Source organism: Flavobacterium sp. (assembly GCF_046293665.1).
Taxonomy (GTDB): Bacteria; Bacteroidota; Bacteroidia; order Flavobacteriales; family Flavobacteriaceae; genus Flavobacterium.
In genome coordinates, this window is record NZ_JBKBOL010000008.1 from 27,918 (window position 1) to 53,922 (window position 26,005).

At 35.6% G+C, this 26,005-nt stretch carries 16 protein-coding genes; 2 read left to right on the plus strand and 14 right to left on the minus strand.

From position 1 onward, the window contains the following. Positions 1-5: 5 nt before the first annotated feature. Genes ACK4R1_RS11510 through ACK4R1_RS11525 form a run of 4 tightly spaced genes read right to left on the minus strand, consistent with a single transcriptional unit; the run spans position 6 to position 4,273 of the window. Positions 6-1,373, minus strand: a complete 1,368-nt coding sequence (locus ACK4R1_RS11510; RefSeq protein ID WP_409686956.1) for a glycoside hydrolase family 28 protein — start codon at positions 1,371-1,373, stop codon at positions 6-8. A 2-nt stretch (positions 1,374-1,375) separates the two neighbouring features. Continuing rightward, positions 1,376-2,341 (minus strand): pectinesterase family protein, encoded by a 966-nt coding sequence (locus ACK4R1_RS11515; protein WP_409686959.1) that lies wholly within the window; start codon positions 2,339-2,341, stop codon positions 1,376-1,378. Between the two features lie 10 nt (positions 2,342-2,351). Then, positions 2,352-3,317 (minus strand): DUF4861 family protein, encoded by a 966-nt coding sequence (locus tag ACK4R1_RS11520; protein WP_409686961.1) that lies wholly within the window; start codon positions 3,315-3,317, stop codon positions 2,352-2,354. 17 nt (positions 3,318-3,334) lie between these two features. Continuing rightward, the gene (locus ACK4R1_RS11525) at positions 3,335-4,273 is read right to left on the minus strand and encodes an alpha/beta hydrolase fold domain-containing protein (protein ID WP_409686965.1); all 939 of its coding nucleotides are present in this window, start codon (positions 4,271-4,273) and stop codon (positions 3,335-3,337) included. A gap of 403 nt (positions 4,274-4,676) precedes the next feature. Between ACK4R1_RS11525 and ACK4R1_RS11530 the strand changes: the two genes are divergently transcribed. After that, complete coding sequence (locus tag ACK4R1_RS11530) at positions 4,677-7,169, plus strand: T9SS type A sorting domain-containing protein (protein WP_409686968.1); 2,493 nt, start codon at positions 4,677-4,679, stop codon at positions 7,167-7,169. A gap of 490 nt (positions 7,170-7,659) precedes the next feature. Here ACK4R1_RS11530 and ACK4R1_RS11535 read toward each other — a convergent pair whose 3' ends face one another. The 9 genes from ACK4R1_RS11535 to ACK4R1_RS11575 all read right to left on the minus strand — a co-directional run bounded on the left by ACK4R1_RS11535 (position 7,660) and on the right by ACK4R1_RS11575 (position 22,982). Beyond that, positions 7,660-8,454: a T9SS type A sorting domain-containing protein gene (locus ACK4R1_RS11535; RefSeq protein WP_409686971.1), complete on the minus strand. Its 795-nt coding sequence runs from the start codon at positions 8,452-8,454 to the stop codon at positions 7,660-7,662. A gap of 257 nt (positions 8,455-8,711) precedes the next feature. Then, entirely contained in the window at positions 8,712-10,052 is a 1,341-nt protein-coding gene (locus tag ACK4R1_RS11540) for a T9SS type A sorting domain-containing protein (protein WP_409686974.1), read from the minus strand. Between the two features lie 25 nt (positions 10,053-10,077). Further along, entirely contained in the window at positions 10,078-13,743 is a 3,666-nt protein-coding gene (locus tag ACK4R1_RS11545) for a pectinesterase family protein (protein ID WP_409686977.1), read from the minus strand. A gap of 67 nt (positions 13,744-13,810) precedes the next feature. Next, on the minus strand, positions 13,811-14,917 hold the full coding sequence (gene pelA, locus ACK4R1_RS11550; protein WP_409686980.1) for a pectate lyase: 1,107 nt from the start codon (positions 14,915-14,917) through the stop codon (positions 13,811-13,813). A gap of 4 nt (positions 14,918-14,921) precedes the next feature. Then, on the minus strand, positions 14,922-15,095 hold the full coding sequence (locus tag ACK4R1_RS11555) for a hypothetical protein (protein ID WP_409686982.1): 174 nt from the start codon (positions 15,093-15,095) through the stop codon (positions 14,922-14,924). Between the two features lie 35 nt (positions 15,096-15,130). After that, the gene (locus ACK4R1_RS11560) at positions 15,131-16,336 is read right to left on the minus strand and encodes a glycoside hydrolase family 105 protein (RefSeq protein ID WP_409686985.1); all 1,206 of its coding nucleotides are present in this window, start codon (positions 16,334-16,336) and stop codon (positions 15,131-15,133) included. A gap of 124 nt (positions 16,337-16,460) precedes the next feature. Then, positions 16,461-18,272, minus strand: a complete 1,812-nt coding sequence (locus ACK4R1_RS11565; protein ID WP_409686988.1) for a RagB/SusD family nutrient uptake outer membrane protein — start codon at positions 18,270-18,272, stop codon at positions 16,461-16,463. Positions 18,273-18,292: 20 nt separating this feature from the next. After that, entirely contained in the window at positions 18,293-21,445 is a 3,153-nt protein-coding gene (locus tag ACK4R1_RS11570) for a SusC/RagA family TonB-linked outer membrane protein (protein ID WP_409686991.1), read from the minus strand. 112 nt (positions 21,446-21,557) lie between these two features. After that, a complete protein-coding gene (locus ACK4R1_RS11575; protein ID WP_409686994.1) occupies positions 21,558-22,982 on the minus strand; it encodes a glycoside hydrolase family 28 protein in 1,425 nt (474 codons plus the stop codon). A gap of 318 nt (positions 22,983-23,300) precedes the next feature. Here ACK4R1_RS11575 and ACK4R1_RS11580 point away from each other — a divergent pair, with 318 nt between their 5' ends. Next, positions 23,301-24,329: a LacI family DNA-binding transcriptional regulator gene (locus tag ACK4R1_RS11580; RefSeq protein WP_409686996.1), complete on the plus strand. Its 1,029-nt coding sequence runs from the start codon at positions 23,301-23,303 to the stop codon at positions 24,327-24,329. A 61-nt stretch (positions 24,330-24,390) separates the two neighbouring features. Here the strand turns inward: ACK4R1_RS11580 and ACK4R1_RS11585 are convergent, their stop codons facing one another. Further along, positions 24,391-26,001, minus strand: coding sequence for a UxaA family hydrolase (locus ACK4R1_RS11585; protein ID WP_409686999.1), 1,611 nt, complete (start codon positions 25,999-26,001; stop codon positions 24,391-24,393). Between the last annotated feature and the right edge of the window lie 4 nt (positions 26,002-26,005).

Here is a 26,005-nt window from a genome sequence, read left to right on the forward strand (position 1 = left end):
TGTTTTTATTGATGTTGAATAGAATGGGTTACTGAAGTCGGCACTGTCGCTTTTTGACCTACAATTACATCGTTAACAGTAACATTTTCGGTATTTTGAATAGTCATGCCGTTTTTAGCAGATTTGACTTCGATGTTGTTTAAAAATACGTTACGGACTTTCTTTTGTGGATAACCTTGGATAACAATTGCCGTTTCTCTGACTTTGTTACAGGTAATATTTGAAAGATAAATATCTGAAACGTCGGATGGAAATTCAGAACCTTCGCCCATATAGTTCGCTGTGATATAAATACAATCTTCCACCTCATCTAACTGAACGTTTTTAACAAAGATGTTTTTGATAAAACCACCTCTATCCGCATTGGTTTTGAAATAAATGCCGCGCTTTAAATAGCCGGTTGTTTTGCAATTTTCGACATACACATTTTTAATTCCGGCTGACATTTCGCTGCCTAAAACTACGCCGTGCAATCCTTTAAATCTGCAATTGCGAATCACTATATCTTGACTCGGAAAAGCCGCATTCGCTCTACCTTCGTGATCTCTTCCGGCTTTGATGGCAATGTTATCATCGGCGTTATCAAAGTCGATATTTTCGATTAAAACGTCTTTAGTATATTCGAGGTCAATGCCATCGTTATTGTAATTAAAAGCACTGTATTTTAAACCTCTTATCGTTATGCCTTCAGATTTTAAAAAATGCACACACCAGAATGGCGAGTCTTCGATTTTGACATTCTCTACCAATATATTTTTACAATTCAAAAACTGAATCAATTGCGGTCGCAAATAATAGCCTTCGCCAAATTTCCGTTCTTCAATTGGAGTACTTTTGTGATTCATTTCTCGAGTTCGCATTTTTCCTGCTTTTTCTTTAGCCTTAAAACTATTCCATACTTTACTGCCTTCTCCATCTATCGTTCCTTCTCCGGTTATAGCAATATTGGTACAATTATTAGCGTAAATCAGCGGACTGTAATTGTAAATCATCGTGCCTTCCCAACTAGTTAAAACCATTGGTAAATAATAATTTGGCTTGTCGCTGAAACGAATTTTGGCGCCTTTTTCTATTTGGAGATTTACGTTACTGACGAAGTGAATGGGTCCGTTTAGCGTATAAACTCCTTTGGGAACGATGATAGTACCGCCTTTGTTTTTTTGGCACAGCGCCATTGCTTTATCGAATGCAGGTTTGTCATTGGTTATAGAATCGCCTTTGGCACCTAATTTAGTGACCAATATTTTATACGCAAAAAATTGAGGCAATTGAATTCTTTTGATAATGGCTTCAACCGAATCCGCCGGAAAAGTATTGTTTTGACCTAAAGCTCCAAACGAATGAAGGAGTAAAAGAAAGAGTAGATTTTTCATAATTACAATTGGTTGATGACTTTTGAGAATTCTGGTCCTAAACAATTTTCAATGGTATATTTTTGGGCTTCTTTTTTACTCAATTGATGCGACCAAGCTACTCTTGTTTTTGGTGAAGAACCTTCTCCGGAAGAATTGTATTCGGCATAAAAAGCGGTTTTTTCAGCTTCAGGTTTTGCCCAATTGTGCCAACCTTCGGGTAAAATATGACTGCCTAAATTACAATCGATAAAAACAGTTTTGGCATAAACACGCCAAGGTCTGCCGAGATAAACTTTGGTCACACCTTCTTTTTTAGCGGTTAGTTTACAATCCTTGAAAACATAGCCGTACAAAGTATCTTTTGGTGTTGACGCTGCCGTGATATAGGAATCTTTTTTAGCATGAATTTCGCAATTGTCAAAGAAAGCTGTGGCGCTTCCAAAAATGAAATCGGTTGTGCCTTCAATGTAACAATTTTTATAATATTGTTTGCCTTTCCCGGAAGCATAAAGCGTGTCTTGGTTTCCCAATATTCGACAATTGATAACCGCTACGTTATCTGAAAATACAGATAAGGCAACCGCTTGACCGACATCGCCTGAAGCATTTTCGACTGTGATATTTTTTAAGATAAAATCATTCGCTTCGACCAATAAAGTATAAGTGTAAAAAGTACTATTGATGCCTAAACCTATTTTGTTGAAATAATCATCATGAGTAATAATCGTGTTTTCTTTGCTTTCGCCAACCAATGAAATATTGGTATTCCATTCATGGATTTTGATTTTCTCCTTGTAGATTCCGTTCTTCACAAAAATAGTAATGCGATTATACGGAAATGCTTTGGAATCATTGATAGCTGCTTGGATTGAAGTGTAATCTCCGGTTCCGTCGAGTGCTACAATTTTATCCTTTTCATTCGGATTGGCTAAGGACAAAACCGGTAGACCAATTAAGAATACAAAAGCTAAAAAGATTTCTTTCATTGAAAATGAATTAGATTTTATTCGTTTGGTTTAGTTCAGCCAATTTTTGGTCTAAATATTGATAAAATTCTTCTTTGGTTTTGATACCGTCTTTTTCTTGTTCCCATGCGCCTAAGAAGTAAAAGGTCACCTCTTTTTTTGTGGGTTTAAAAACCAACAAATGATCATATTGAGATTCCGGTTGCGCTTCTACTGTAGCTACTTTGTAAAAAATAGCCATGCCTAAATTATCTGGAACCAATGTCTGTTTGTCATAAGTCGCGATGTAAGCCCATTTCTTGTTTTTACTTTCTTTTTTCACCAATTCAACGTCCTTAAATTTTACCATTCCGGTACAAATGCCTTTGATTTTTTTAGAAGCTTTGATGGTGTGTTTGGTATGACGCTCATTTGGTGCAATAGAAAGTTTAGACACTAAATCGATTTTGTCTTCAGCAGTTTTCCAACCATTGTAAGTTACAGTTACTGATGAAGATTTGGTTCCGTTTTCAACTTTGGCGAAGGTTGAATCTACTTCTTTGAAGTGCAAAACCTCATTTCCAGAAAATCTTCCGATAGAACCTATTCCCAGTGCTTTTCCGGCTTTTAAAATATCCATTCCCCAAGAACTCATATGGTGATACGATTCAAATCCGTCCTGTCCTACTTTTGACAACACTAAAGAATCGGTTACTTTTCCGAAAATATCGATAGCATTTCGCCAATCTAAATACAAACGATAACCCACTTTATTGGATTCCCATCCCGGACCTTCATAACGAATGAAAAAAGAATGGTCCCAATGTGATTTGGGCACTTTTAAACTGGTCACGTTTTTGAATGTTCCGCCTTCGTATTTTTGTCCGACCCATTTTCCGCCTTCTTTCACAGAGATTTCGGCATACGTTTTAGGGGTATTCGAATCGTTTTTCTCTTGCGCATACGCTGTTAATTGAAAAGCGAGGAATAATGCTGATAAGACTTTAATTGTTTTCATTAGTAGTGAGTGTTTGTTTATTTCTGTTTTAAAATTTTATCTAAAAATTGGGTAGTGCTATTGACTATTTCATCAAACCATGGATGAAAAAACCAAAAGGAATGAGGCGAATGGGTGATAGTTTTGATTTCGGTGTAAATCCCAAATTTACTAAGAATCGCAATCATATCGTCACGCCCTGCGTGAAATCGTGGCATATCGCTATTGATAAAAAGGATTGGTGGCGTGTTTTCATTGCAATGTGTCAAAGCTGACGCTTCATTCCAATTTTGTGGATTTTCTTCATAAGTTCCATCTAACCATAAAGCCGCTACTTTACCTTCTTTTGATTCTTGGTGATGAAAAGCTAAAATACCGTCGATGTTGACAATGGCTTGAACATTTGAGTTTTGTTTGAAATTTGTTTGCTCTTCAAATAGTTCATTTCCATTAGTTGTTCCAATCAATGCTGCCATTTGTCCGCCGGAAGAGCAACCCAAAACCGCAACTTTATTGATATCGATATTAAACTTACTGGCATTTGCTTTAATGTATTTTATGGCCGTTTTTACATCGATAACAGCTGCGGGATATTTTGCTTCATCAGATAATCTATATTCAATATTAAAGCAAGCATATCCTTTGGAAGCTATTTCTTGGGCTAAAAATTGCATTTGGGATTTATCGCCGGATTTCCATCCTCCGCCGTGAATCAGTAATACAACCGGTTGTAATGAATCTTGAATTTTATAATAAGCATCTAAATAAAAAGCTCTTGAATCTGTGTTTTTAAAAACCAAATCTTTTAGAGAAAGAACTTTGTCTTTATTCTTCTCCTGAACAACTTTAATGAAAGGAAACTTGACTTTTTCTTTGTTAAAAGTACTTAAAACGGTATATGAAGTATCCTTTTGAATTTGAGAAAACAAACCTTTATTGAATAGACAGAAAAAAGCAAGAATCAAATACTTTACCATAAAATTTAAAGTGTCATTAAAAAGATTAAAAAAAGGAGCTTAACTAATTAAGCTCCTAATCAACTTCTAACTTAACCATATAAAAAAAAATACTCTTTCTCAGATTTGATTTGTAGATTACTTCCAATTGTTCTCTTTTAGCTTTAGAAAATTGACTAACTGTCAAACAAAGTAAAACCAAAAAAATGTAATCGATTACACAAACGTATATAAAAAATTAGATATTGCAAAATAAATACCCTTAAAATTACATTAAGCATAAATAAAACACGGAAATATTCACAGATTAGTACTTTTTTTCCAAAAAATATCGTATTGATATAAAAATAATTTTATATTTGTGCAATCGATTACATTTTAATTAAATATTACACTTTTAAAATAAAACTATTAAACCACTATTATGAAGAGAATTTTATTTTGTTTAACAATTATGTTTGCCTCAATACAAATGTATGCGCAAACGGTAACCATTACCCAATCAACCGGTTGGTTAGAATCAGCTTATGTAAAATGGACTCCGGTTGAGGGCGCTGATAGCTACAAAGTCTACTACACCGGTGGTGGCTTTACAGATCAAATTATTGATACCCAATTGATACGCAGTTACGGCAGCTATTATCGTGCCGACGTACTTGGTTTAGCGGCAGGCTCCTACACTATAAAAGTAGTGCCGGTTACTGCTAATGTTGACGGTCCCCCAACAGTATCTGAACCAATAACCGTTTTACCACATGACAGAACCGGATTTGCTCACAGTAATGGTAAAGTTCCGGGAGCATACAACCTCAACGGGACTTTGAAAAATAACGCTGTTGTTTTGTACATTACTCAAAGTAACAAAAATACTATCTCATTAAATGTAACCGGTGCTACCACAAATCCTTGTGTGGGCTTACAAACTATTTTAGACGGATTTAAAAAAGGAAATGACACTCGACCGTTAGCCATTCGTTTGATCGGAAACATTACTGACCTCAACTATATGCTTAATGGAGATATTGTTATTGAGAATAAAAATAATGCTTCAAGTTCCATAACATTTGAAGGTGTTGGCTCTGATGCCGTTGCTAATGGATGGGGAATTAGACTGAAAAAAGCATCTAATATTGAAGTTCGTAATATTGGACTAATGTTAACTAATGCAGGAGAAGGAGACAATATAGGATTGCAACAAGACAATGACTATGTATGGATTCACAACTGTGACTTTTTCTATGGTGCGTCAGGTGGTGATGCAGATCAAGCCAAAGGCGATGGTGCAATGGATGTTAAAAGATCTAACTACGTTACTATTTCTTATAATCACTTTTGGGACACCGGAAAATCATGTCTTTTAGGTTTGAGTGAAAGTACCAATTCAGGCTTATATGTAACTTACCATCACAATTGGTTTGACCATTCAGATTCAAGACACCCGAGGGTACGTTATTTTTCAGCACACATTTACAACAACTATTTTGATGGTATTTCTAAATATGGAGCAGGTTCAACATTAGGTTCTTCTTTATTTGTTGAAGGAAACTATTTCCGCAATTGTAAATACCCAATGCTTATCTCAAAACAAGGCACCGATGTAATGGGCGGCGCACCTGGAACTTTTTCAGGAGAAGCAGGTGGAATGATAAAAGCACACAACAATTACATGATTGGTCAACAGAGTTTCATTCCATACAATGAAACAACAGCCGCTGTACACTTTGATGCTTACGTTGCTTCAACTAGAAATGAAACTTTAACCAATAGCGTTAGTGCTTTTTTAGGAGGCGCTACTTATAATAATTTTGACACTAATCCTGCCTTGTACATCAACAGTTTAGTTATTGACGAACCAACAGTTGCTAAAGATAAAGTAATGCAATATTCAGGTCGTACTTCAAATGGCGACATTAGTTATACTTTCAACAATGCTGTTGATGATACATCTTATGATGTTAATAGTGGTTTGTTAGCACTTTTAACTTCGTATACTTCTTCTTTGGTTTTGGTTCAAGGTATCAATTCTCCGACTGTGAGTACTCAATCTTTAACTATACCTAACAATAACGACCAAACGGTTACAGCTGGAACTGCTATCAGCAATATGGTTTTCACTTGGGGTGGTACAGCAACAGATGCTACTGTCACAGGTTTACCAGCTTTTGGAATTGATTTTGTTAAAAATGTAACCAACAAAACAATCACCGTTTCCGGAACACCAACTGATGATGTTAACTTTACTATCACGACCTCAGGCACGTCAGGTACGCCAGTTTCTGCATCAGGAACTATCACAGTTACTGAAGGAGGAGTTCCATCAGGAAATCAAATACATAATTTTACCACCTCTTTATTATCAAGTACTTTTTATACGTTTACTTCCGCTAATATGAATTCAACTCCGGGTGCTACAACTTATGATGGATTAACATTAACGGCACGTTTAAAAATTGAAAGTGCTACCATTATTACTTACACTACTCCGGCAGAATCTACTTTAACTTTGGTCTTTGATCCTACTTTTAGTGGTACAATCAAGCTGAATAATGTAAATTATACTGCGGTTTCAGGTGTTGTTATTATTCCAAATGTCCCTGCGGGTGTAAATACAATAACCAAAGGCAGTGTGGCCAATTTATTTTACATCAAAACAGAATACGCATTAGGTTTAGACCAAAATCTGAATCAACAAAAAGTAGTGTTGTACCCGAATCCGGTAACAAACGAGCTAAACATTACTTTCTCTAATTCCGGAGTTATAGAAAGAGTAGCCGTTTACAATCTTCTTGGTCAGCTAGTAAAAAGTGCTGTTGGTGACATCAGAACTATTGACATGAGTGATTTGAGAAGCGGAAGTTACTTTGTAAAAGTTCACACCAATCAGGGTATAATCGACCGAAAAATAATTAAGAAATAATATAAGATTTTCTCTTTAAAAAAAAACCTTCTCGCTAATGAGAAGGTTTTTTTATGCTTATAACTTTCAGAATTAGTGAATTCTTAGAGATTACTTTATCTTGAATACTTACAAAGAAGTAACCTACTATAGCTAAAAAGAATAACATGACTTAGCCCGGCAATTGTTGCAAGAGGCTGTTATGCGTTTTTTTTTCTTAAAACACTTTTCGACTGACATTAGGCTCTTTTCTGTTGCCGTTAAGTCCTTTTCGTTTTACTTCAATAAAATATTTTCATTTTCTAAATTCTCTCGTTATTATACTTCTCTGAAAAATGAGGTTTACTTCTGAATAAACAGTACAAAAACCCAGAATTAATGTGTGTTTATACTATCTTCAACTTTACTATGCAATATTTAAACAAAAAAAAACAGTAGTAAACATTGTTACTACTGTTTTAAAAATTATAATTAATCTAAAAATTTTATCTAGATTGATTTTATAAACACTTTATTGTATTGCTACTTTCACTGATTTTTGCCCCTCAGCAGATTTAACATTAACGATGTACAAACCAGCTGTATAAAAATCGAAGCTTGTATCTGAGGTCGTATTAAACGATTTAACCAAAGCACCTGTTATGCTGTAAACATCAACTTGAGTGTTTGAAATAACATTACTCACAGAAATTTGTTTCCCGTTTGAAAAAACATTTACTAAAGATTGTTGGAAATCATTGTTAGATAATGTAGTATTTACTGTAGCACCTACAACCGAAACTTTATAAAGATTACATGCAGTGTCACCATAAATATAATATCTACCGGCTGATGGAACAGCAGCTGTTAGAATAGTAGGGTCTAAATTTGCTCCAGTGTTTGAGCTTTCTTGTCCTATTGCAACAGTTCCATTAGTAACATACATAGTACGTACAGCTCCATTACTTCCTGGTCTGAACCATACTTTTATTGTACAAGCACCACTTACATCTACAAACAAATAGCGTTGCGTTGGCATTGCCTGAAAAGGTCCGCTCGGATATCCGGCTCCATTCATTTGAAAGCGATTTACAGATGTAAAACCATCAGGAAAAGTAGATGAATTTGCGGTAACAGCGCCAAAATTTGTATTTGTAGGGATTGGATATAAACCCAAATTATCAACAACCATAGGATTAATACCAATACCAGAACTTAGTGGCCAAGTTGTTGTGTCATTACCAAAATCCCATACTTTGGTTTGCGCATTTGAGATACTTGTAAAAAGTACCGTGATTAAAATTAATGAAAGTAATTTTGTTTTCATAGTTAATTGTTTTATTGTTAATTGAAAATATGTAATCGATTGCATAAAAGTAATATTTTTTTCCATACGACAAAAAAAATAATGCGTTTTTTAGCATTATTCAAAAATATTCTCTTTATTTTTTGGCTTATTAGCAATAATAACAAAGTATAGATTACATAAATCCAACGTAAAGAAGTGAAATTGCATGGCGATTATAATAAAAAATAGAGTTGTAAATTACTTTACAACTCTAAATACATTCGAATCAGACAAGATTAGTTTTTAACAAACTTCCATTGGATTGATTTACTATCTATGGTAACTCTCGCGATATATATTCCTTTTTGTAAAGCACCGATGTTCAATTCAACTACTTCATTAGTATCTGTATTTTTTGAAAAGGAATAGACTTTTTGACCTATCAAAGAATAAATCTCAAAATTTGCCTTCCCTGAAATACTATTTAACAATTCAATAGTTAAAATATTTTCTACTAAAGTTGGATAAAAATTAATGGCCAAATTAGATTGTTCATTAGTTATGCCCAAAGTACAAACACTAGGTGATACAGTTCCGTTACTGGTAACTTGTAAAGTTGCCCCTGCACCGCAAGTCGCATCTGTCAAATAACTCGCCACCTGATTAACCGGAATAGGAGTTGTGGTATAACTTGGAGCTGTCACTGTACCTATATTGGTGGCGCCATTCAAACAATTCGAATAATTTATTCCAACCGTTCCTCCATCACTACCAATATAACTTGTGTAAACATTAGTCACACCGGCAAAATGAGTGTTTTCTACATAACAAGTAGTATTGTTAGTTCCGCCTCCTAATCCAATGGCTCTTGAACTTGACACTCCGGGATTATAATAGCAACTTAAAATATGTAATTGTGCATTTCTGGCACGAGGCATTCTTTCTTTACAACCACTTGCCCAATAACAATTTTGAAATGTGATACTGTAATTCCCATCGGCAGGAGCATCTGAAGAAGAAGAGCCTACTAAATTAGAAAATCTGTGGTCATTTGAACCTCCGGAACCTCCGGGTATTGCAGGCTTTAAGTAGGTGAACTTACACCATGAAACAGTTACATTGTCTGCCAATCCTTTATTGTCAAAATTACCATCCATACCGTCTTGAAACTCACAATGGTCAACCCAAATATTAGTGCCTTCATTAGTAAGATTATCACGACCGTCAACATCATAAGCACCAGGTCCTTCAAAAATAAGATTTCTTATAATCACATTATTAGAACCCGGTTTAATGTTTAGTATTCCCGAATTGTTCGCTGAAGTTGTTGAATTACCAACAGTTATCTGAGTATTTCTTAACCTTGCTCCAGGTAAACCTATAATGGTTTTATTGTTTAATGTAACGCTCGTATAAAGACAATCAATAGTCCCAGAAACCAGAATTACCGAGTTGGCAGCAGTAGTTGATAAAAGGGCATTTCTAAAAGCCGTATAAGTGGTTACAGTTACCGGTGTTGCATTGCCACCGCCAGTTACAGTAGCCGCATATCCTTGTGGTGTGGCCATATAATAGTCTTGGCCAAATACTTTAAAAAGACTTAAAAGGAAAATACTTAAAAAGATGCTTTTTTTCATTTTATTTTTTTTTTAATTTTTAAAACTAATAAGTTATTATTTTGAATGATTGTTGTCCTTCCGCCGATTTTACCATTACTATCCATAATCCGGCAGTCATATTGAAATTGGCATCTGAATTGGTTTCGAATGATTTGATTAATGAACCATTAATAGCATAAACTTTAACTTCTGTTTTAGATTGTACATTAGAAACCACAACATTATTTTTATAGGCAAATACTTTTACTGTTGAAACCAAATGCTCATCATTTCCCAATGCTTCATTAGCAATCAATTGTGGAAACGGATCCCAATCATCATTTCCTTTGGTAAAATTGAAAGTGGTGATAGCCGTTCCGTCATTCAAAACTGGCGAAGTTAATGCGGTAGCCCAACTAGCACGATTAGGTGTGTTATTTACCCCGGAATTTTCAATAGTTCCGAATTCATACATACCACTAGATGTTCCACCCAAAGAATTCTGCCAGCCCAAAGGCAAGATTAAAGAATTACCCACAAATCCTGGATAGTTTGAAGTCTCAATCGTGGTATTGTAAAAAACAACTTCACTTGTTGTTGCTTGCCACGGACGGCCAAAATAACCCGGTTTAGAGCGATAAACAGAAGCCGTTTCCACCAATGGTTCGGCACAAGTAATCGTACATTCATACATTAAATAACCTCTGCCGGATGTTTGTTGGGCAGCAGTAATATAAGCAGTATCATTTGATTGATCACTAGTATTCATACTTAATTTTGACTGATAAAACACAACGTCCATTCCTCCAAAAATATAATCAACAGCGCCCATATAATCACCTTTGTAAACCGCTACTCTTGCACCGGTTCCTCCAAAAAATGAATCTTGACGACCTACAACCCTGCATTTGTTTAAGATTACTTTGTCGATGTTGTTTTTGATAGCAATGGCCGCGGCTCTTTCTACAAAAGTTCTATTTTGAACGCTTGTATTTCCGTAATTAGTTGGACGGGCACCCGGACTTCCGGTAGACCAAGCTTGCACCGTATCTTGAGACTCTTTTAAAGAAATATATTGATTGAAAGAGTTTTCAAAAATAATTCCTTCCGCTTCAAAACCATTGGCACCAACAACAACTGTGGCGTTCCAATAAGAACCATTGGTCGTCCCGGCACCTACATTAGCATAAGAAATATAGCCATTGGCGGTATTTACATTCAATACTTGTTCGTTCCATCTTTGATCAGATGACATACTAAAATAGTTATAGCCATGACCGTAATAAGACGTAATTCTAACTGCTCCGGGTGCGATATCAACACCAGCGTTGATGATATTTGTATTAGGCGTTGGTGATGCATTTTTTAGAGTAACATTGGCTTGATTAATCACCAACATTTCTTCGTAGTTTCCGGGATCAATCATAATGGTAACTCTTTCTGTATTGGTTCTAATCATATTTGAAACAGCCGATAATGCTTCATTGATAGTTTGATAATCTTTGTCTACACCAACAGTTATTATTGGCTCATAAGGAATACTCCCTCCGATTTTTATTTCGGTAAAATAGGACGTCAGAGTTGATAAACCTCCTACAGTTATCGTTACATAACCTGAAGTTGTTCCGAGATAATTATATTCAACAGTTTCAACGATAGAAGTACTATTCGTAGCTGTTGTGATAGTTGCTCCACCTTCAATAGAAAAATTGGCCGTGTAGTAATAAGAAACAGAAACTTTTTCCCCCGGATTAACCGGAACTTGAATAGTACTTCCTGTTTTTGCGGTTAAATGTCCGGAAGCTGTTACAGTCGTAATTTGACCGTTTAATAACATTCCTTTATAAACTGCTGTAGTCGTCGTTGAAATTGCTTGATCATTGAATGACCAAACCGTTACCGGAACAAAAGTCAGTGTTTTTGAAACATCGGCACTATTAACCACTAAATTAGAAGTTAGCCCTAATTCAACCGGATAATTATTTAAACCGCTAGCTGCAACAGTATAAGTTCCGTTACGCAACGTAATTCCTGAAATACTGCTAAAGTTGTAAACGTATCCACTTTCGTTTAAATTGGTGAACGTCAATTGTAAATTACTTTCCTGCACTGTGTTTAATCCGTTTGTATTGATGGTAACATTGTAAACCGGTTTGGCAGTAAAAACGATATCTGCTGTAGTATTTTCAGTCGGAATTGTTATTGTATTGGAATCCAATAAATAATCGTTTACGCCGTTTGCGGTAATGGTATAGGCAACATTTGCTTCTAATTGTACGGTATAAGTTCCATTAGTTGTATTGATAATTGGTGTTGGAGAATAAACACTTGCCGGAGTAGCAAAATAGTTTAAACTTAAATTAGAAATGTTGGTTCCCAATCCGGTAATTGAACCGCTAACTTGATACAATGTAACTTGCAAGATGGTTATATCACGGGTGAAAGTTGGTGTAAGTACAGTCGTTAAATCTAATGTAGTTCCATTGGTAATAATAAAACCATTAGCATTAACCAAACTGATAGTATAAGTATATCCGATTGGTAAATTAGCATTATAAGTACCATTGCCATTCATTTGAGCAGTCCATGATTTTCCGGCTTCATTAGTAAACACAACAGCATAATTTGTTGGAATTCCACCCGCTAGTGAAAGATCAATACTTCCTGAAACATTGGTATAAATAGCTGCTTTTCTGAGCATTCTGTAAAAACTAGCTTTCCCATCTGCTGAATATATTTTAAAACTTCCGGCATTTTTAGCGACAAATTTAATTTGATTGGTTGCACCACTTGCAAAAGTTAGTGGCTCCAAATCGGTTTGCAATACCGGATTTCCTTCATTCACAAAAGTTAATGAACCTGCAGCATCCGCTCTCGCAATTATAGTCACCTCATCATCTTCATTAAGTGTCATTCTCATGAACCTGTTGGTAGGAACTCCACCTGATAAATTTGGTGTTCCGTTGCAATAAACTCTCCCGGAATAATCTGTAACACTAGCTACATTGGCATCAAATCTGGTAAGATTTGTATTGGTAGTTCTCAATCTGTCTCCACTATTTCCTACCCAAGACAAAGCTCCCGCGGTAAAACTTGTTGGGAAATTAATACCCGTACTTCCGGGTGCAACCGCACCATACCATGCATTGATAATCGTTTCATTCAATAAATTATTATAGTTATTCACATCTAATTGTGTTGCTCCAAAATCCCATGCATCCGTAAGAGTAACGGTCACAGGAAGATTGGTCACCTCAATGGATGGAGTGTAAGCATTGCTACCACTGAATGTGAAATATAAAGTAGTCGCACCACCAACGTAATTAAACTCATAGTAACCCGTTTGATCAGCCATACCCGCATGAGTATCTAAATCAACATTGATAGAACCTAAATTGGTTCCGGCGAGTGTACTTCCACCATTCATAGTTCCGGCACTGTATACTGAGCCATAAAAACGAATGGTATTACTTCCGCTATTGACATCAATTTCTAATGAGTTCCCGTTTTGGAAAACTACTCCATACCCTAAACTATGCCACTTAGTTGTAGCGGCTTGCGTTCTTACTTTACCGTCAGGACTAGTTGTAGAAGTAACAGCATCCCATTGGATTCCTGTGTTGGTGAAGGTGGATTGATCTTTTAAATTATAAGTGATTGTAGTTTGCGCTTCAACCAGTGTTGTTAAAAACAACAACGCTAAAATGAGTCGGTGTAATTTTGTTTTCATAATTAAGTCATTGAAAAGTTATTTGTTTATTTCCTGTAATCGATTGCAATAATGTGTTTTAAAAAAACTATCTCAGTTTTTCTTTCCAACTTTTGTATTTTTTTAAAACTTCTTTGGGTTCATTAGAATACCAAGCATAACCATTTCGGCGCTCGTATCCAATTGCTGCCATGGAATCTTTTTTAACGCCGTCTCTATCACAAAAAAACGGTTTGTTATTTTCCAGTTCCATAAATCTTGCCCAAAGCGGTTCAGCATCGGGACTTTCAACCACTACTTTATCTTTTTCATCTCCCTTACCTGTAGCAACACTTTCTATTTTAATTCCGGTGATTTTCGTCTTTTCAAACCAAGAAACCGCTGATTCTACAGCCGTAATTACTTTTTTTGATGGATTTTCAATAGACATTAATAACAAAGTAATTTTAGCCGATTCTTTTCCGCTCAATGACTTCAATTCGAAAGCTCGAGCATCAGCCGGAAGCAAAGTCACTTCATCATGTTGGGCACACCAAGCGGTTAGCACTCCGTTTTGTTTGTATTGTGTTTTTAGAATACAGTCGATTCCTTTGTCAAAAGCACTTGCAACCATTGATTGTATTTCGGCAGAAGGAGTAATAGAGTAATAGCCTGAGTTATTTTTTATCTCCATAAATAATTTCAAGACGTTTGCCATGGCATCATCGTTGTAAGTTATGTGTGAAGCATATCCTTTTTTTAATGGAAAAAATTGCGGAAAACCACCATTGCTATATTGAGCAGAAATCAAATACATCAATCCTTTCAAAAATGCACTTTTGTATTTTTCGTCCGGTTGCTTTTGGTAGATTTTGGATAAAAAAAGCATTTCCTGAACCGTAGCACCATTGTCAATAGTACAACCTTTAGGATCTGATTTCAGACTTAAGAGCTGTTGTTTTTCATTATCCGACAGCGGATTTTGCATCTTAGTGTTTTTGGGCCAACCTCCAAAATCTCTTTGGTATAACAAAACATTTTCGGCTACAGTTTTGGCTTCTTCCGTAGCAAACCAATCGGCTTCTTTTGAAACGATGAATTTATTCCAATCGGTGATTTTTTCGTGACTTTGACTTTGCCCTTTTGCATCCTGAGCTACCGATTTACAAGAAACAGTAAAAAGCAACAACATTAAAATACACGATACCTTTTTCATCTTTTTAAATATTTTTGAATCTAATCCAGTCTATTTTTATATTTCCGGCATTGCTTTTAAATCCGTTTCGCAAAGCAACAAAACCAATTTTGGCTCCAATCCATTTGCCTTCTCTGACTTTAAACGATTGGCCTATACTATTAAAATGGGTTCCGTCTTCGTGATAAAGAAAGTACAAATGCCTTTTTAATGACTTTGACTGCCTTTTTATTACTATCTGTTTAATTCTAAAGCTGCCAAAATAAAAGGTCCGGTTGCTTTTGGATCGTTATCTTTTTTGCGTTCGTTTACGTAGTATGAATAAGAACCATCTCGGTATGGATTTCCTCCAAGTCCGGCTACGGCGCAAGCTTCGGTAATAGTAACTTCGCCATTGTTATCGACTTTTATCAATTGTGAAGTCAAACCCTCAAATGCTTTTTCGGCATTTTTTTTAAACTTTTTAGACAAATAACCTTTGTTTACACCTTTGGCAATGGCATAAGCAAACATTGAAGATCCAGAAGACTCTAAGTAGTTACCTTCGCTTCCGCCTTTGTCGGTTACTTGGTACCAGAGTCCTGATTTGTCTTGAAACTTAACTAAACTAGAAGTGATTTTATTTAAATACTTTACTAATTCTTTATGTTTTGGATGGTCTTTTGGGAAATAATCTAACACGTCCACCAATGCCATCATGTACCAGCCAATTGATCTAGACCAAAAATTAGGAGAACAACCGCTTACTCTATCTGCCCATTCCATTTGTTTACTTTCGTCCCAACCGTGGTACAACAAACCTGTTTTTTTATCGGTGGCTTTGGATTGTATTAACTCAAATTGTTTGGCTATATCATTAAGGTTTGCACCGTTTTCATATTTTACTGTATACTGAGCGTAAAAAGGTTCTCCCATGTACAAGCCATCGAGCCACATTTGATTGGGATAGATTCTTTTGTGCCAAAATCCACCGCTTTCAGTTCTTGGTTGTACTTGCAGTTGCTTTCTTAAGAGTTGAATTACGTTTAAATACCTTTCATCCTTGGTAGTTTCATATAGATTGAAAAGTATGTTTCCGGCAGCAACCATATCAATATTATAATTTTCAAATTTGTATGATTTTACAACTCCATCTTCATCAATAGTAGCATCTGCATAATTTTTTATATAGTCGTAATACTTTTTATCGTTAGTTTTTTGATACAATTTTTCAAAAGAAGTCAGTACCAATCCGTGAACATAATCCCATTTTGGTTCTTTCTTTTCGTCAATTTGATAAGCTTCCGGATGTCGTTTCATGATGGATAACGCCATTCGTTCGGACCATTTTAAATGGGTTGGGATAGCCTCTTGGTTTTGAGCTATTGCTTTAAAACCAAAAGAAGACATTACTAACAGTAAAATAATCCCAATTGAAAAAGTATACTTTTTATTTCTCATATCTATTTTATAAAAAAGAGAGGCGCATTTTACAAGGAGCCTCTCCATTTAACAATTTACTTATTGTATTGGTACAATTATTATTCCAAAACAAAGTCATCAAAAAGACTTGGGTGATTAATTATTAATAACCATAGTCATTTATCAACAAACCATTACTTGAATCAAGGAATACTTGCCATATTGGCCAAAACTGTCTGTTATCCGGATTGGCTCCAGCTCTCCAAAGACCATTTATTTTCGCATCAGTTAAGTTGGTCCAGCTAAACGATGTGTATTCGGCACCCGGATCAGTATTTTCGCCATGATTTAATCCGTATATAATTAATGAAACGTTGTCTGTATTGTATTTGAAATATAAAGTTGACGGTACATCAGCATATTCTCCTGTACGTTGTTGTAAGCGGAACATTTTTTCTTTAGCCTCGGCTAATTTTGTCCCTAATAAATTCCAACGAATAAGTGATTGTTTGCGTTCCATTTCACCGGTAAATTCAAACTTATTTTCTTCTACAATGGCATTAAACATAGCTTGTTGACTAGTTAATGCATTTACATAATTATCAACTTTAAGTGCATGAAGTGCTACGGGAAATGCTCTTCTTCGAATTTCTTTCAAATACGGCGCTGCCGCTGCAGGACCTTGTAACTCATTGGCTGCTTCTGCGGCTATCAAAAGTACCTCAGCATAGCGCATGTAAACTTTATTTACACCATCATCATTACTAGATGTAACTCTACGTGTCATCCATTCATAGCGGTATTTCCCAAAATACCATCTGTTTAGTGATCCTAACTGTTGTTTTGCAGTAGGATAACCATTAGTTAAAATGGTATTGTTTGCAGCTCCCCAAAGATAAGGAACACAAGTTACATCTCTACGAGTATCTGTAACGTCATAATCATAAAAAACATTTGGAAGTGGTCCAGCAGCACCTCCTCTATTGGCTCCATTGGCATGAAACTGATTGTCATTAGTATGTCTTACGGCGAATGTAAACAACATTCTTCCTCTACCTGCGGCAAAAGGTATTTCCCAAAGTGATTCTCCGCCAGCCATAATATTTTCTTGATTGTATTTTCTCCAAAATGTTTCAAATGAAGGTTCTAGATACGCAGAACCACTTTGAATGATTTCAACACATTCATTGAATGCCAGAGCATACATATTGGCTACAGAAAGTTCAGGATCATTACTTCTTCTAATCCCATCAGGATATTGTTGGAATCCACTGGCAGCCATAGCCAAACGAGCACGAAGTCCTTTAACAAAAGCTTTATTAATACCTTCCACTGTTGATGTAGCCGAATTTCCGTTTGGCCATGGAACTAAAGTGGCTGCTTCACCTAAATCTTGAATAAGTTGTTTATAAATTACATCTCTATTGGTCTTTGGCAAATACAATGTTGTTGATGAGATAGGTTCAAAACGAGCAGGAACATCTCCCCAAGCTTTTAATAAATCCGCATAATAAACCGCTCTTAAAGTCAAAGCTTCTCCCAGTAAATATCCCATTTCATTGCTTGCAGTCGGATTGCCATAGGTTCGCAAACCACGAATACAGATGTTGGCTCGTTCAATTCCTTGATACATCATTGCCCAAGCATTGTTAGCTGTATTCATTTGGGTGTTATTTGGTTTGGCATCATACACACACAAATCAGGACTGTCACTATTGGTAGATTCAGAAGAGTTATACCATTCAGAATCTGTGTTCAAACCATACCACGGCAAAAAACGTCCTCTGTAAGAATTGGTTTCTCCAAAAGATATTTTGATGCCATCAACTGCACCTTTGGCCAATCCTGCATTTGAAAAAATAACAGAATCATCTAAAGTTGATACCGAAGGTACTTCTAAAGATTCATCAAAGTCATTACAGGATGAAAATAGACCTGAAATAAGAATTCCAGCAATTATTAATATTTTTTTCATTTTAAAAATAAATTATTTAATTAAAAATTAAGGTTTAAGCCAAAAAGAAATTGTCTACTACGAGGGTAGGCTGAATAATCTACACCTGGTGTTAAAGGAGTTTGTCTTCTGGTAGAAACTTCAGGATCAGGCCCTGAATAGTTAGTAAGCACGAAAACGTTATTGGCTGTTACATAAAATCTCAATCTGGAAATGGCTAATTTTGATAGTAAATCTTTTGGCAAAGAATATCCTAAGGTTAAGGTATTGAGTCGTAAAAAGGAAGCGTCTTCAACTGCCCAGTCTGAGAAAACATTACGAACCATATATGGTGACCACATTGAGGTATTTGCGTTGAGAGCCGCTAAAGCAGTTGGATCAGTTACCAATTGACCCGATGCATCAATATTAGTCCATCTGTTGCCTTCAGCCATTGTAGTACTCAAGTTTCTGTATTGTCCATTGTTATTATTTGAAATAGCGGTACTAAACTCAATTTTATTGGCATTATAAATATCATTTCCGAAACTCCAGTTGAATGCAGCCGACAAATCAAAACCATAAGCATTGGCATTAATCACAAAACCTCCTGTATGTAACGGATTAGCATCTCCGATAACGGTTTGATCATCTGCATTTACTATACCATCACCATTTAAATCTTTTAATTTCATAGAACCGGGTCTAACTGTTCCAACTACTGTAGAAGCATTGGCAACTCCGGGTTTTAAAGTATATACTCCACCGTTGTAATCAAAATCATCAACCTCATAACGACCATCGTTTCTGTATCCATACATTAAGCCTATTGGATTTCCTACTCTAACAACATAATCATCCGGAATAGATGTAGAAGACCAGTTTGTTGGTTGTCCAAAGTCATCTAATTCACCAAGGGAATTAATACGGTTTTTGTTAAATCCAATATTAAACGCAAAACTTAATCCGTAATTTTTCTTTTCAATAGCCGCTATGTTTAAAGAAGCTTCAAGTCCGGTATTTTGGTTTTCCCCAAGATTTCTGTACTGAAAATCATATCCTGTTCCTGGTGTTCTAAAAGCCAATAATAAATCTTGAGTAACATTTTTATATAGTTCTACGGTACCACTAACACGACCTTTAAATAATTCATAGTCAAGTCCAATATTTTGGGTTATCATGGTTTCCCATTTTAGGTCGGGGTTAGCCATAACTCTTGAAGGAGCCCAAAAGTTTGAAACACCATTAATCCAAGCAGAGGTAGAAGGTATAAAAGTTTGTATAGTTTGACCTGTTGGAATATTATTATTTCCGGCTTGTCCATAACTCACTCTTAGTTTAAGCGCATTTAACCAAGATACATCTTTTAAAAAACTTTCTTCATTTATTTTCCAAGCGGCGGCGGCTGAGGGAAAATAACCCCATTTATTGTTCCCTAAAAACTTACTGGAGCCATCTGCACGCATGGTTGCAGTGAAAATGTAACGGTTTTTTAAGTCATAGTTGACACGACCAAAAAAGGAAATTAGCTTGTCCTCAGGGCTAACAAAATTTTCAACACTAAATGGATCTCCCAGAGAGGAAAGATTCATAGCGTCATTAAAACCAAAAAATGTTGGATAGCCATGAATTGTAGAGGTTTTATTAGTGGTTTCAAAATTTAAAGTCTCTTGACCTACAAGTAATTTTAACTTATGATCATTTCCTAAAAACTTTTTGAAATCATAATTTAAAGTATTTGCGTTTCTAAACCTTACCTCTCTTCTTTCTCGCATTACCAGAGCAGGATCTCCTTGATTATCTACTAGTGGAATATTACCAACATAATAAGTAGATCTTCCGTAAAAACGATTGTCATTATAAAAATAATTATCAAGTCCGAAATCCGACTTCAATTGAAGATTCTCCACAATCTTCCAAGAGATACTCCCTAAAATATTATAGTTTTTTCTCTGTTGTAAACGATCGTTATCCGCAACCGCAGTATATGGATAAATAAGATAACCCGAAATGGCTTCATCGGTATCATCTGTAGTAACACCTTCTAATGGTATTGGCGCATAACCTACACTATGCTTTAAGCGAGAATCTTGAGAAGAAACTTCATTTTGCTCATTGGCGCCACCACCGGTTATTTCAGTATTAGAATATCGCATAGTGAATGACAAATCAATTTTTTCATTGGCTTTACTTCTTAAGTTTAATGACAAGTTATCTCGGTCAAAAGTTGACCCCAGCATAATAGTTTTTTCATTAAATTTAGTATAATTGAAGTTGTAGTTCAATTTATCAGAACCACCGCGAATACCGATATCATTACTTTGTACAGTTCCTGTGCGACCATAAATTTCTTTTTGCCAATTGGTTCCTTTAACTCCGTCAAACTGGTTTGGCTGCCATGGCCCACCGAAAGGCACTTCATATGAAGCCAAGTTATCCCTTAAAACCGCATATTCATATTGCCAGTTGGCATAATCTTGTGGATTCAAAACCGGAATGGTATTGGCAATTGATTTAGTACCATAAAATGAATTGTAACTCACACTCACTTTACCGCCATCTTTACCGCCTCTTTTTGTAGTTATAATGATTACACCATAAGCGCCCCTGGCACCATAAATAGCTGTTGAGGAAGCATCTTTTAATATAGAGATATTTTCAATATCTGTTGGAGAGATGTCATTAATACTATTAACCGGGAAACCATCAACAATTAATAAAGGTGAACTATCTTGAGAAATAGATCCTCCACCTCTAATTTTAATATTGATCTGTGAATCAGGCGAACCCTCAGATGAGGTAACTTGCACTCCTGCCACACGACCTGTTAAAGTTTCCGCTACGTTTGCCAAACCGATTTTTTTCAATTCATCTCCTGATACAGAAGTTACTGAACCCGTTAAATCTGATTTTTTTGCGGTGCCATAACCTATCACAACTACATCCTCTAGCTTAGCAGCTTCACTTTTCAGTATGATACTGAATGTTTTTTTTGTTCCAACAACCTGAGAAAAAGTCTCATATCCAAGGTATGAAAAAACCAAAACACTCTTTGGCCCAGTCACTTTTAAACTAAATTTTCCATCAAGATCAGTACTTACTCCATTAGTGGTTCCTTTTTCAATAACATTGACTCCCGGAATACTTAGGCCGGTATCATCAATCACGGTACCACTAACGGAAACACTTGTTTGAGCATTACTTTGCATGCTCATTAACAAAAAAAGAAAAACAGCTATACTAAAACAGTAATTCTTGCCTTTTTTATGTAAACATTTAAAATTCATAATAGATTATTGGTTAATTTTTGATTAGTTACTTGAAACATTAATTGGTTGGGGTTTCTATTTGAGCTCCGTTCATCTTTGTGTTAAAGAACTGAAGGTTTTCAACATTCTGAAGAGAATATTTAGTCTCTACTTTGTCTATGGTTACATTTTTAAAAACAATATTTTTGATAGGAGATTCTTTAAGCCCTTTAGCTAAAATACCATACTTACCACCATTTTTTACTGTAACATTTTCTATGTAAATGTTTTTAACCTGCGGAATAAAGTTTCCGGTTTGATTGCCGTGAAAAGAATAAAACATATCTATTCCAAGCACAGATTCTTTAACTTGCCCTATAGTTAAATTTCTCACGAATACATTTTCAGTAGTTCCGCCTCTTCTAGTATTTGTTTTAATTCTGATGGCTCGGTCTAATTCCGGACTGTCCATTTCACAATTTTCAACATAGACATTCTTAACACCTGATGATATTTCACTTCCCATAGTTACACCACCGTGACCGTCAAACATTTTACAATTTTGAACAACTATATTTTCACTGGCAATTCCAACTCTTCTTCCGTCATTATCCCGACCAGATTTTATAGCAATACAGTCATCTCCCGTATTGAAACTACAATTACGGATAATTACATTTTTGGAATATTCCGGATCACATCCATCATTATTTGGTCCGTGACTTTGAATAAAAACACCGTCTATAATAACATTGGTCGCTTTTATTGGATGAATAATCCAGAAAGGCGCATCAACAATTTTCACTCCTTTGAGCATTACATTTTTACAATCAAAAAACTCTATGAAATTTGGTCGCAAATAATAACCTTCCCCAAACACTCTATCCTCAACCGCTACTCCTTGTTCTCCCATATCCATCAATCGCTTAACATTTTGGACCGGATCTCCTTTTTTCCAACCGTAAACATCTTTTCCGCACCATGACCACCAATTTTCATTTTTGGCTTGACCATTCAAAACTCCTTTACCAGTAACGGCTACATTACTTTTTTGGTATGCATATATTAACGGGGAATAATTCATTAATTCTGTTCCTTCAAAAGAAGTATGAACAATGGGAAAATCCTTTGGATTTGTGCTAAACAAAATCTCAGCACCTTCCTCAAGATGCAAATTTAAATTACTTTCCAAATGGATGGGTCCAGTAAAATACTTACCGGCTGGAACCAATACCATACCACCTCCATTTTGAGAACAAGCTTGAATGGCTTTTTTGAATACTTGTGTGTTATCAAACTTTCCATCAGACACTGCCCCAAAATCTGCAATCGAAAAAGTTTTATTTGGAAAAACAGGCTCTTTTACTTGATCAATAATTTTTTGCATGTTATCCCAATTTGGTTTTAATCCTTCAGACATTTGAGCCTTAGTTGCACAAGAACTGATAACTCCAAAAAGGAATAAGGATACTATTTTTACTTTAAGAAAATTGTATTTTAACATTAGTTATTTTATTAAAATTGGGCTTTTAAAATGGCGTAAGTAGCTTAAAAAAATTAATTTATGCAATCGATTACACAAACGTAAATATTAATTTTCATTTTACCAAAAAAATATCCATAAAAAAACATTTACCGTAAAAAAATACACTATTAATTGTACTAATGATAAATATAGTAAGTTTTAGTTGAACTATTAATCTATAACCACTTAGGTCAAAAAAAATAGATTCATTAAAAAAAACTTATGCAATCGATAACACAAAATTAATGTTGTAAAATAATTTTGTTACATTTACTCCAATAAACACAGATACTTACGATGGTTGAAAAATCAACAATTTATGACATAGCCAAAGAACTTAATATCTCTGCGGCTACTGTTTCTAGGGCTTTAAACAACAATCCGAAAATCAGCCTGGCAACCCGAAAACTTGTAGAAGATACTGCGGCCAAAATGAACTACAAGCAAAATAAACTTGCTTTAGCACTCAGAAGTGGAAAAAGTAATAATGTTGGCGTGATTGTCCCAAGAATAGACAGTAATTTTTTTGCTTCCGTCATTAGAGGTATTGAAGAGGAATTACACCCTGAAGGCTATCATGTCATCATCTGCCAAACACATGAGGATCAAAAAAGAGAAATTGAAAACATCAATACACTTTTAAATGCTCAAGTTGACGGAATTTTATTATCGATTTCAAATACAACCAAAGAGTACGAAAATGTAATCAAACGCGTACTGAATAAAAACAAACCCATCATCTTTTTTGATAGAAAGATGAATGTTAACGGTATCAGTTCGGTTACAATTAATGATTACGAAGGTGGATATGCAGCCACCAAACATTTGATTAACGAAGGATGCAAAAGAATTGCCCATCTTTCCGGAGACCAATCTTTAGAAATTTACCAAAACCGTTTCAAAGGATACAAACAAGCTTTATTAGATCATGGGATGAAATTCAATGAAGACTATGTTTTGAGAACCAAAAGTAGCGTTGATGCCGGAATTGCTGCAGCAAAAACACTTTTAAGTTTACCAACACCACCTGACGCCATCTTTTCTTCAAGTGATTTTGCCGGATTAGGCGCTATTCAAGAACTGAAAGAACAAGGGGTGAAAATTCCACAAGATTTTTGTGTCGTAGGTTTTGGTAACGAACCTTTTACCAAATTCATGGAACTGTCTATCTCATCGGTGGATCAATCTCCTTTGGAAATGGGAAAAATGACCGCCAAAGTTTTTTTAGAACAAATCAACAATACGGATAACTTAAGAATAGAGAAAAAAGTAATTCTAGTGCCGGAGTTACATACCAGGAAATCGTCGAGTAGACACGCTAACTAAACGCAAAAAAAGGAGCTTAATTTTGAATTAGCTCCTTTTTTTTTATAACTACTTTAATAATTTATAACGAAACGCCTCTTTTCCAAGGAATAAAATCATCTTGATTTAACAAATCAGCTTTTGTAGTAGTGCGACCGCTGGCAACTTCAATAATATAATCAATAATATCATCGGCTACTTCTTGAATAGATTTACTTCCGCTGATTACTTCTCCTGCATCAACATCAATAATGTCACTCATTTTTTGGGCCAAATGAGTATTGGATGAAATTTTCACGACTGGTGCAATAGGATTGCCCATTGGCGTTCCTAATCCTGTGGTAAATAAAACCATTGTCGCTCCGGAACCTACTAATCCTGTGGTACATTCTGCATCATTTCCGGGCGTATTCAACAAGTTCAAACCTGATTGTGTTACATATTCTCCATAATCCAAAACGTCAACTACCGGAGAAGCACCACCTTTTTTGGAAGCTCCGGCCGATTTCATAGCATCAGTAATCAAGCCGTCTTTGATATTTCCCGGTGATGGATTCATATCAAACCCGGAACCGGCATCGACAACTGATTTTTCAAAAGCTTTCATTAACGATAAAAACTTATTGGCTTTTTCTTCATCAACACAGCGGTTCATTAGTTCTTGTTCTACACCGCAAAGCTCCGGGAATTCGGCTAAAATGGTTTTTCCGCCCAAAGCTACAAGCGTATCCGAAACCACACCTAAAGCAGGATTGGCAGAAATTCCGGAAAATCCATCCGATCCGCCACATTCTAAACCAATAACCAATTCAGATAAAGGTGCCGGTTTTCTTTGAATGGCATTTGCTTTAACAATTGCCGCGTATGAATCCTTAATGATGGTTTTTAGCATATTGTCTACGGTTCCCATTTGTTGTTGTTCGTAGATTAGGATTTCTTTATTGAAACTAGGATTGATTTCTTTTAATATTTTTTTGAAGATATCGATTTGCAAATTTTGACAACCTAAACTCAAAACTGTCGCTCCGGCTACATTTGGATTGTTTACATAACCTGCTAAAAGTTTGGCCAAAACCTCAGAATCTTGACGAATTCCGCCACAACCGCCGGCATGAGTAATAAACTTAACTTGAATATTATTCAATTCCGGTCGGCCGTCTGATTTTGGTTTTTCTTCAGGTTCATCATTTCCAATTAACGACCGAAGTAGGATTTGATAATCATCTTCTTTTTTGGGCATCAATTCTTTTTCGAAAACTTCTTTTAGTTTTTCGATATTCTTGTTTTCACAAAAAACCAGTGGAAAGAACAACCAAACATTCTCTGTCCCAACTTGACCATCTTCTCTGTGATAACCCATAAAAGTTTTGTCCTTCCATTTTTCAACATTTGGTGCTGTCCAAGAAAGTGTATCAGTTTTATGAGTCACTTTTTCGCTTTGGTGTCTAACATTTAAAGTTGTTAATACCTCGCCTTTTTGGATAAACTTAGTCGCTTTTCCAATCAGTACGCCATACATAAATATACTGTCGCCTTCTTTCAAATCGAATTCGGCTACCTTGTGCTTTGCTTTAACTGCCGTTGTTGGCGTTACTATATTGCCTTCAAACGGAATTGGTTCGCCTTGTTCCAAATCGGTTAAAGCTACAATTACGTTGTCTGCCGGATTTACTTTTATTAATTTCTTTTGCATGATT

Bases quoted from the DNA above. Each gene is read 5' to 3' on its own strand.
- ACK4R1_RS11510 (WP_409686956.1), bottom strand. From the start codon at position 1,373: ATGAAAAATCTACTCTTTCTTTTACTCCTTCATTCGTTTGGAGCTTTA.
- ACK4R1_RS11515 (WP_409686959.1), bottom strand. From the start codon at position 2,341: ATGAAAGAAATCTTTTTAGCTTTTGTATTCTTAATTGGTCTACCGGTT.
- ACK4R1_RS11520 (WP_409686961.1), bottom strand. From the start codon at position 3,317: ATGAAAACAATTAAAGTCTTATCAGCATTATTCCTCGCTTTTCAATTA.
- ACK4R1_RS11525 (WP_409686965.1), bottom strand. From the start codon at position 4,273: ATGGTAAAGTATTTGATTCTTGCTTTTTTCTGTCTATTCAATAAAGGT.
- ACK4R1_RS11530 (WP_409686968.1), top strand. From the start codon at position 4,677: ATGAAGAGAATTTTATTTTGTTTAACAATTATGTTTGCCTCAATACAA.
- ACK4R1_RS11535 (WP_409686971.1), bottom strand. From the start codon at position 8,454: ATGAAAACAAAATTACTTTCATTAATTTTAATCACGGTACTTTTTACA.
- ACK4R1_RS11540 (WP_409686974.1), bottom strand. From the start codon at position 10,052: ATGAAAAAAAGCATCTTTTTAAGTATTTTCCTTTTAAGTCTTTTTAAA.
- ACK4R1_RS11545 (WP_409686977.1), bottom strand. From the start codon at position 13,743: ATGAAAACAAAATTACACCGACTCATTTTAGCGTTGTTGTTTTTAACA.
- pelA (WP_409686980.1), bottom strand. From the start codon at position 14,917: ATGAAAAAGGTATCGTGTATTTTAATGTTGTTGCTTTTTACTGTTTCT.
- ACK4R1_RS11560 (WP_409686985.1), bottom strand. From the start codon at position 16,336: ATGAGAAATAAAAAGTATACTTTTTCAATTGGGATTATTTTACTGTTA.
- ACK4R1_RS11565 (WP_409686988.1), bottom strand. From the start codon at position 18,272: ATGAAAAAAATATTAATAATTGCTGGAATTCTTATTTCAGGTCTATTT.
- ACK4R1_RS11570 (WP_409686991.1), bottom strand. From the start codon at position 21,445: ATGAGCATGCAAAGTAATGCTCAAACAAGTGTTTCCGTTAGTGGTACC.
- ACK4R1_RS11575 (WP_409686994.1), bottom strand. From the start codon at position 22,982: ATGTTAAAATACAATTTTCTTAAAGTAAAAATAGTATCCTTATTCCTT.
- ACK4R1_RS11580 (WP_409686996.1), top strand. From the start codon at position 23,301: ATGGTTGAAAAATCAACAATTTATGACATAGCCAAAGAACTTAATATC.
- ACK4R1_RS11585 (WP_409686999.1), bottom strand. From the start codon at position 26,001: ATGCAAAAGAAATTAATAAAAGTAAATCCGGCAGACAACGTAATTGTA.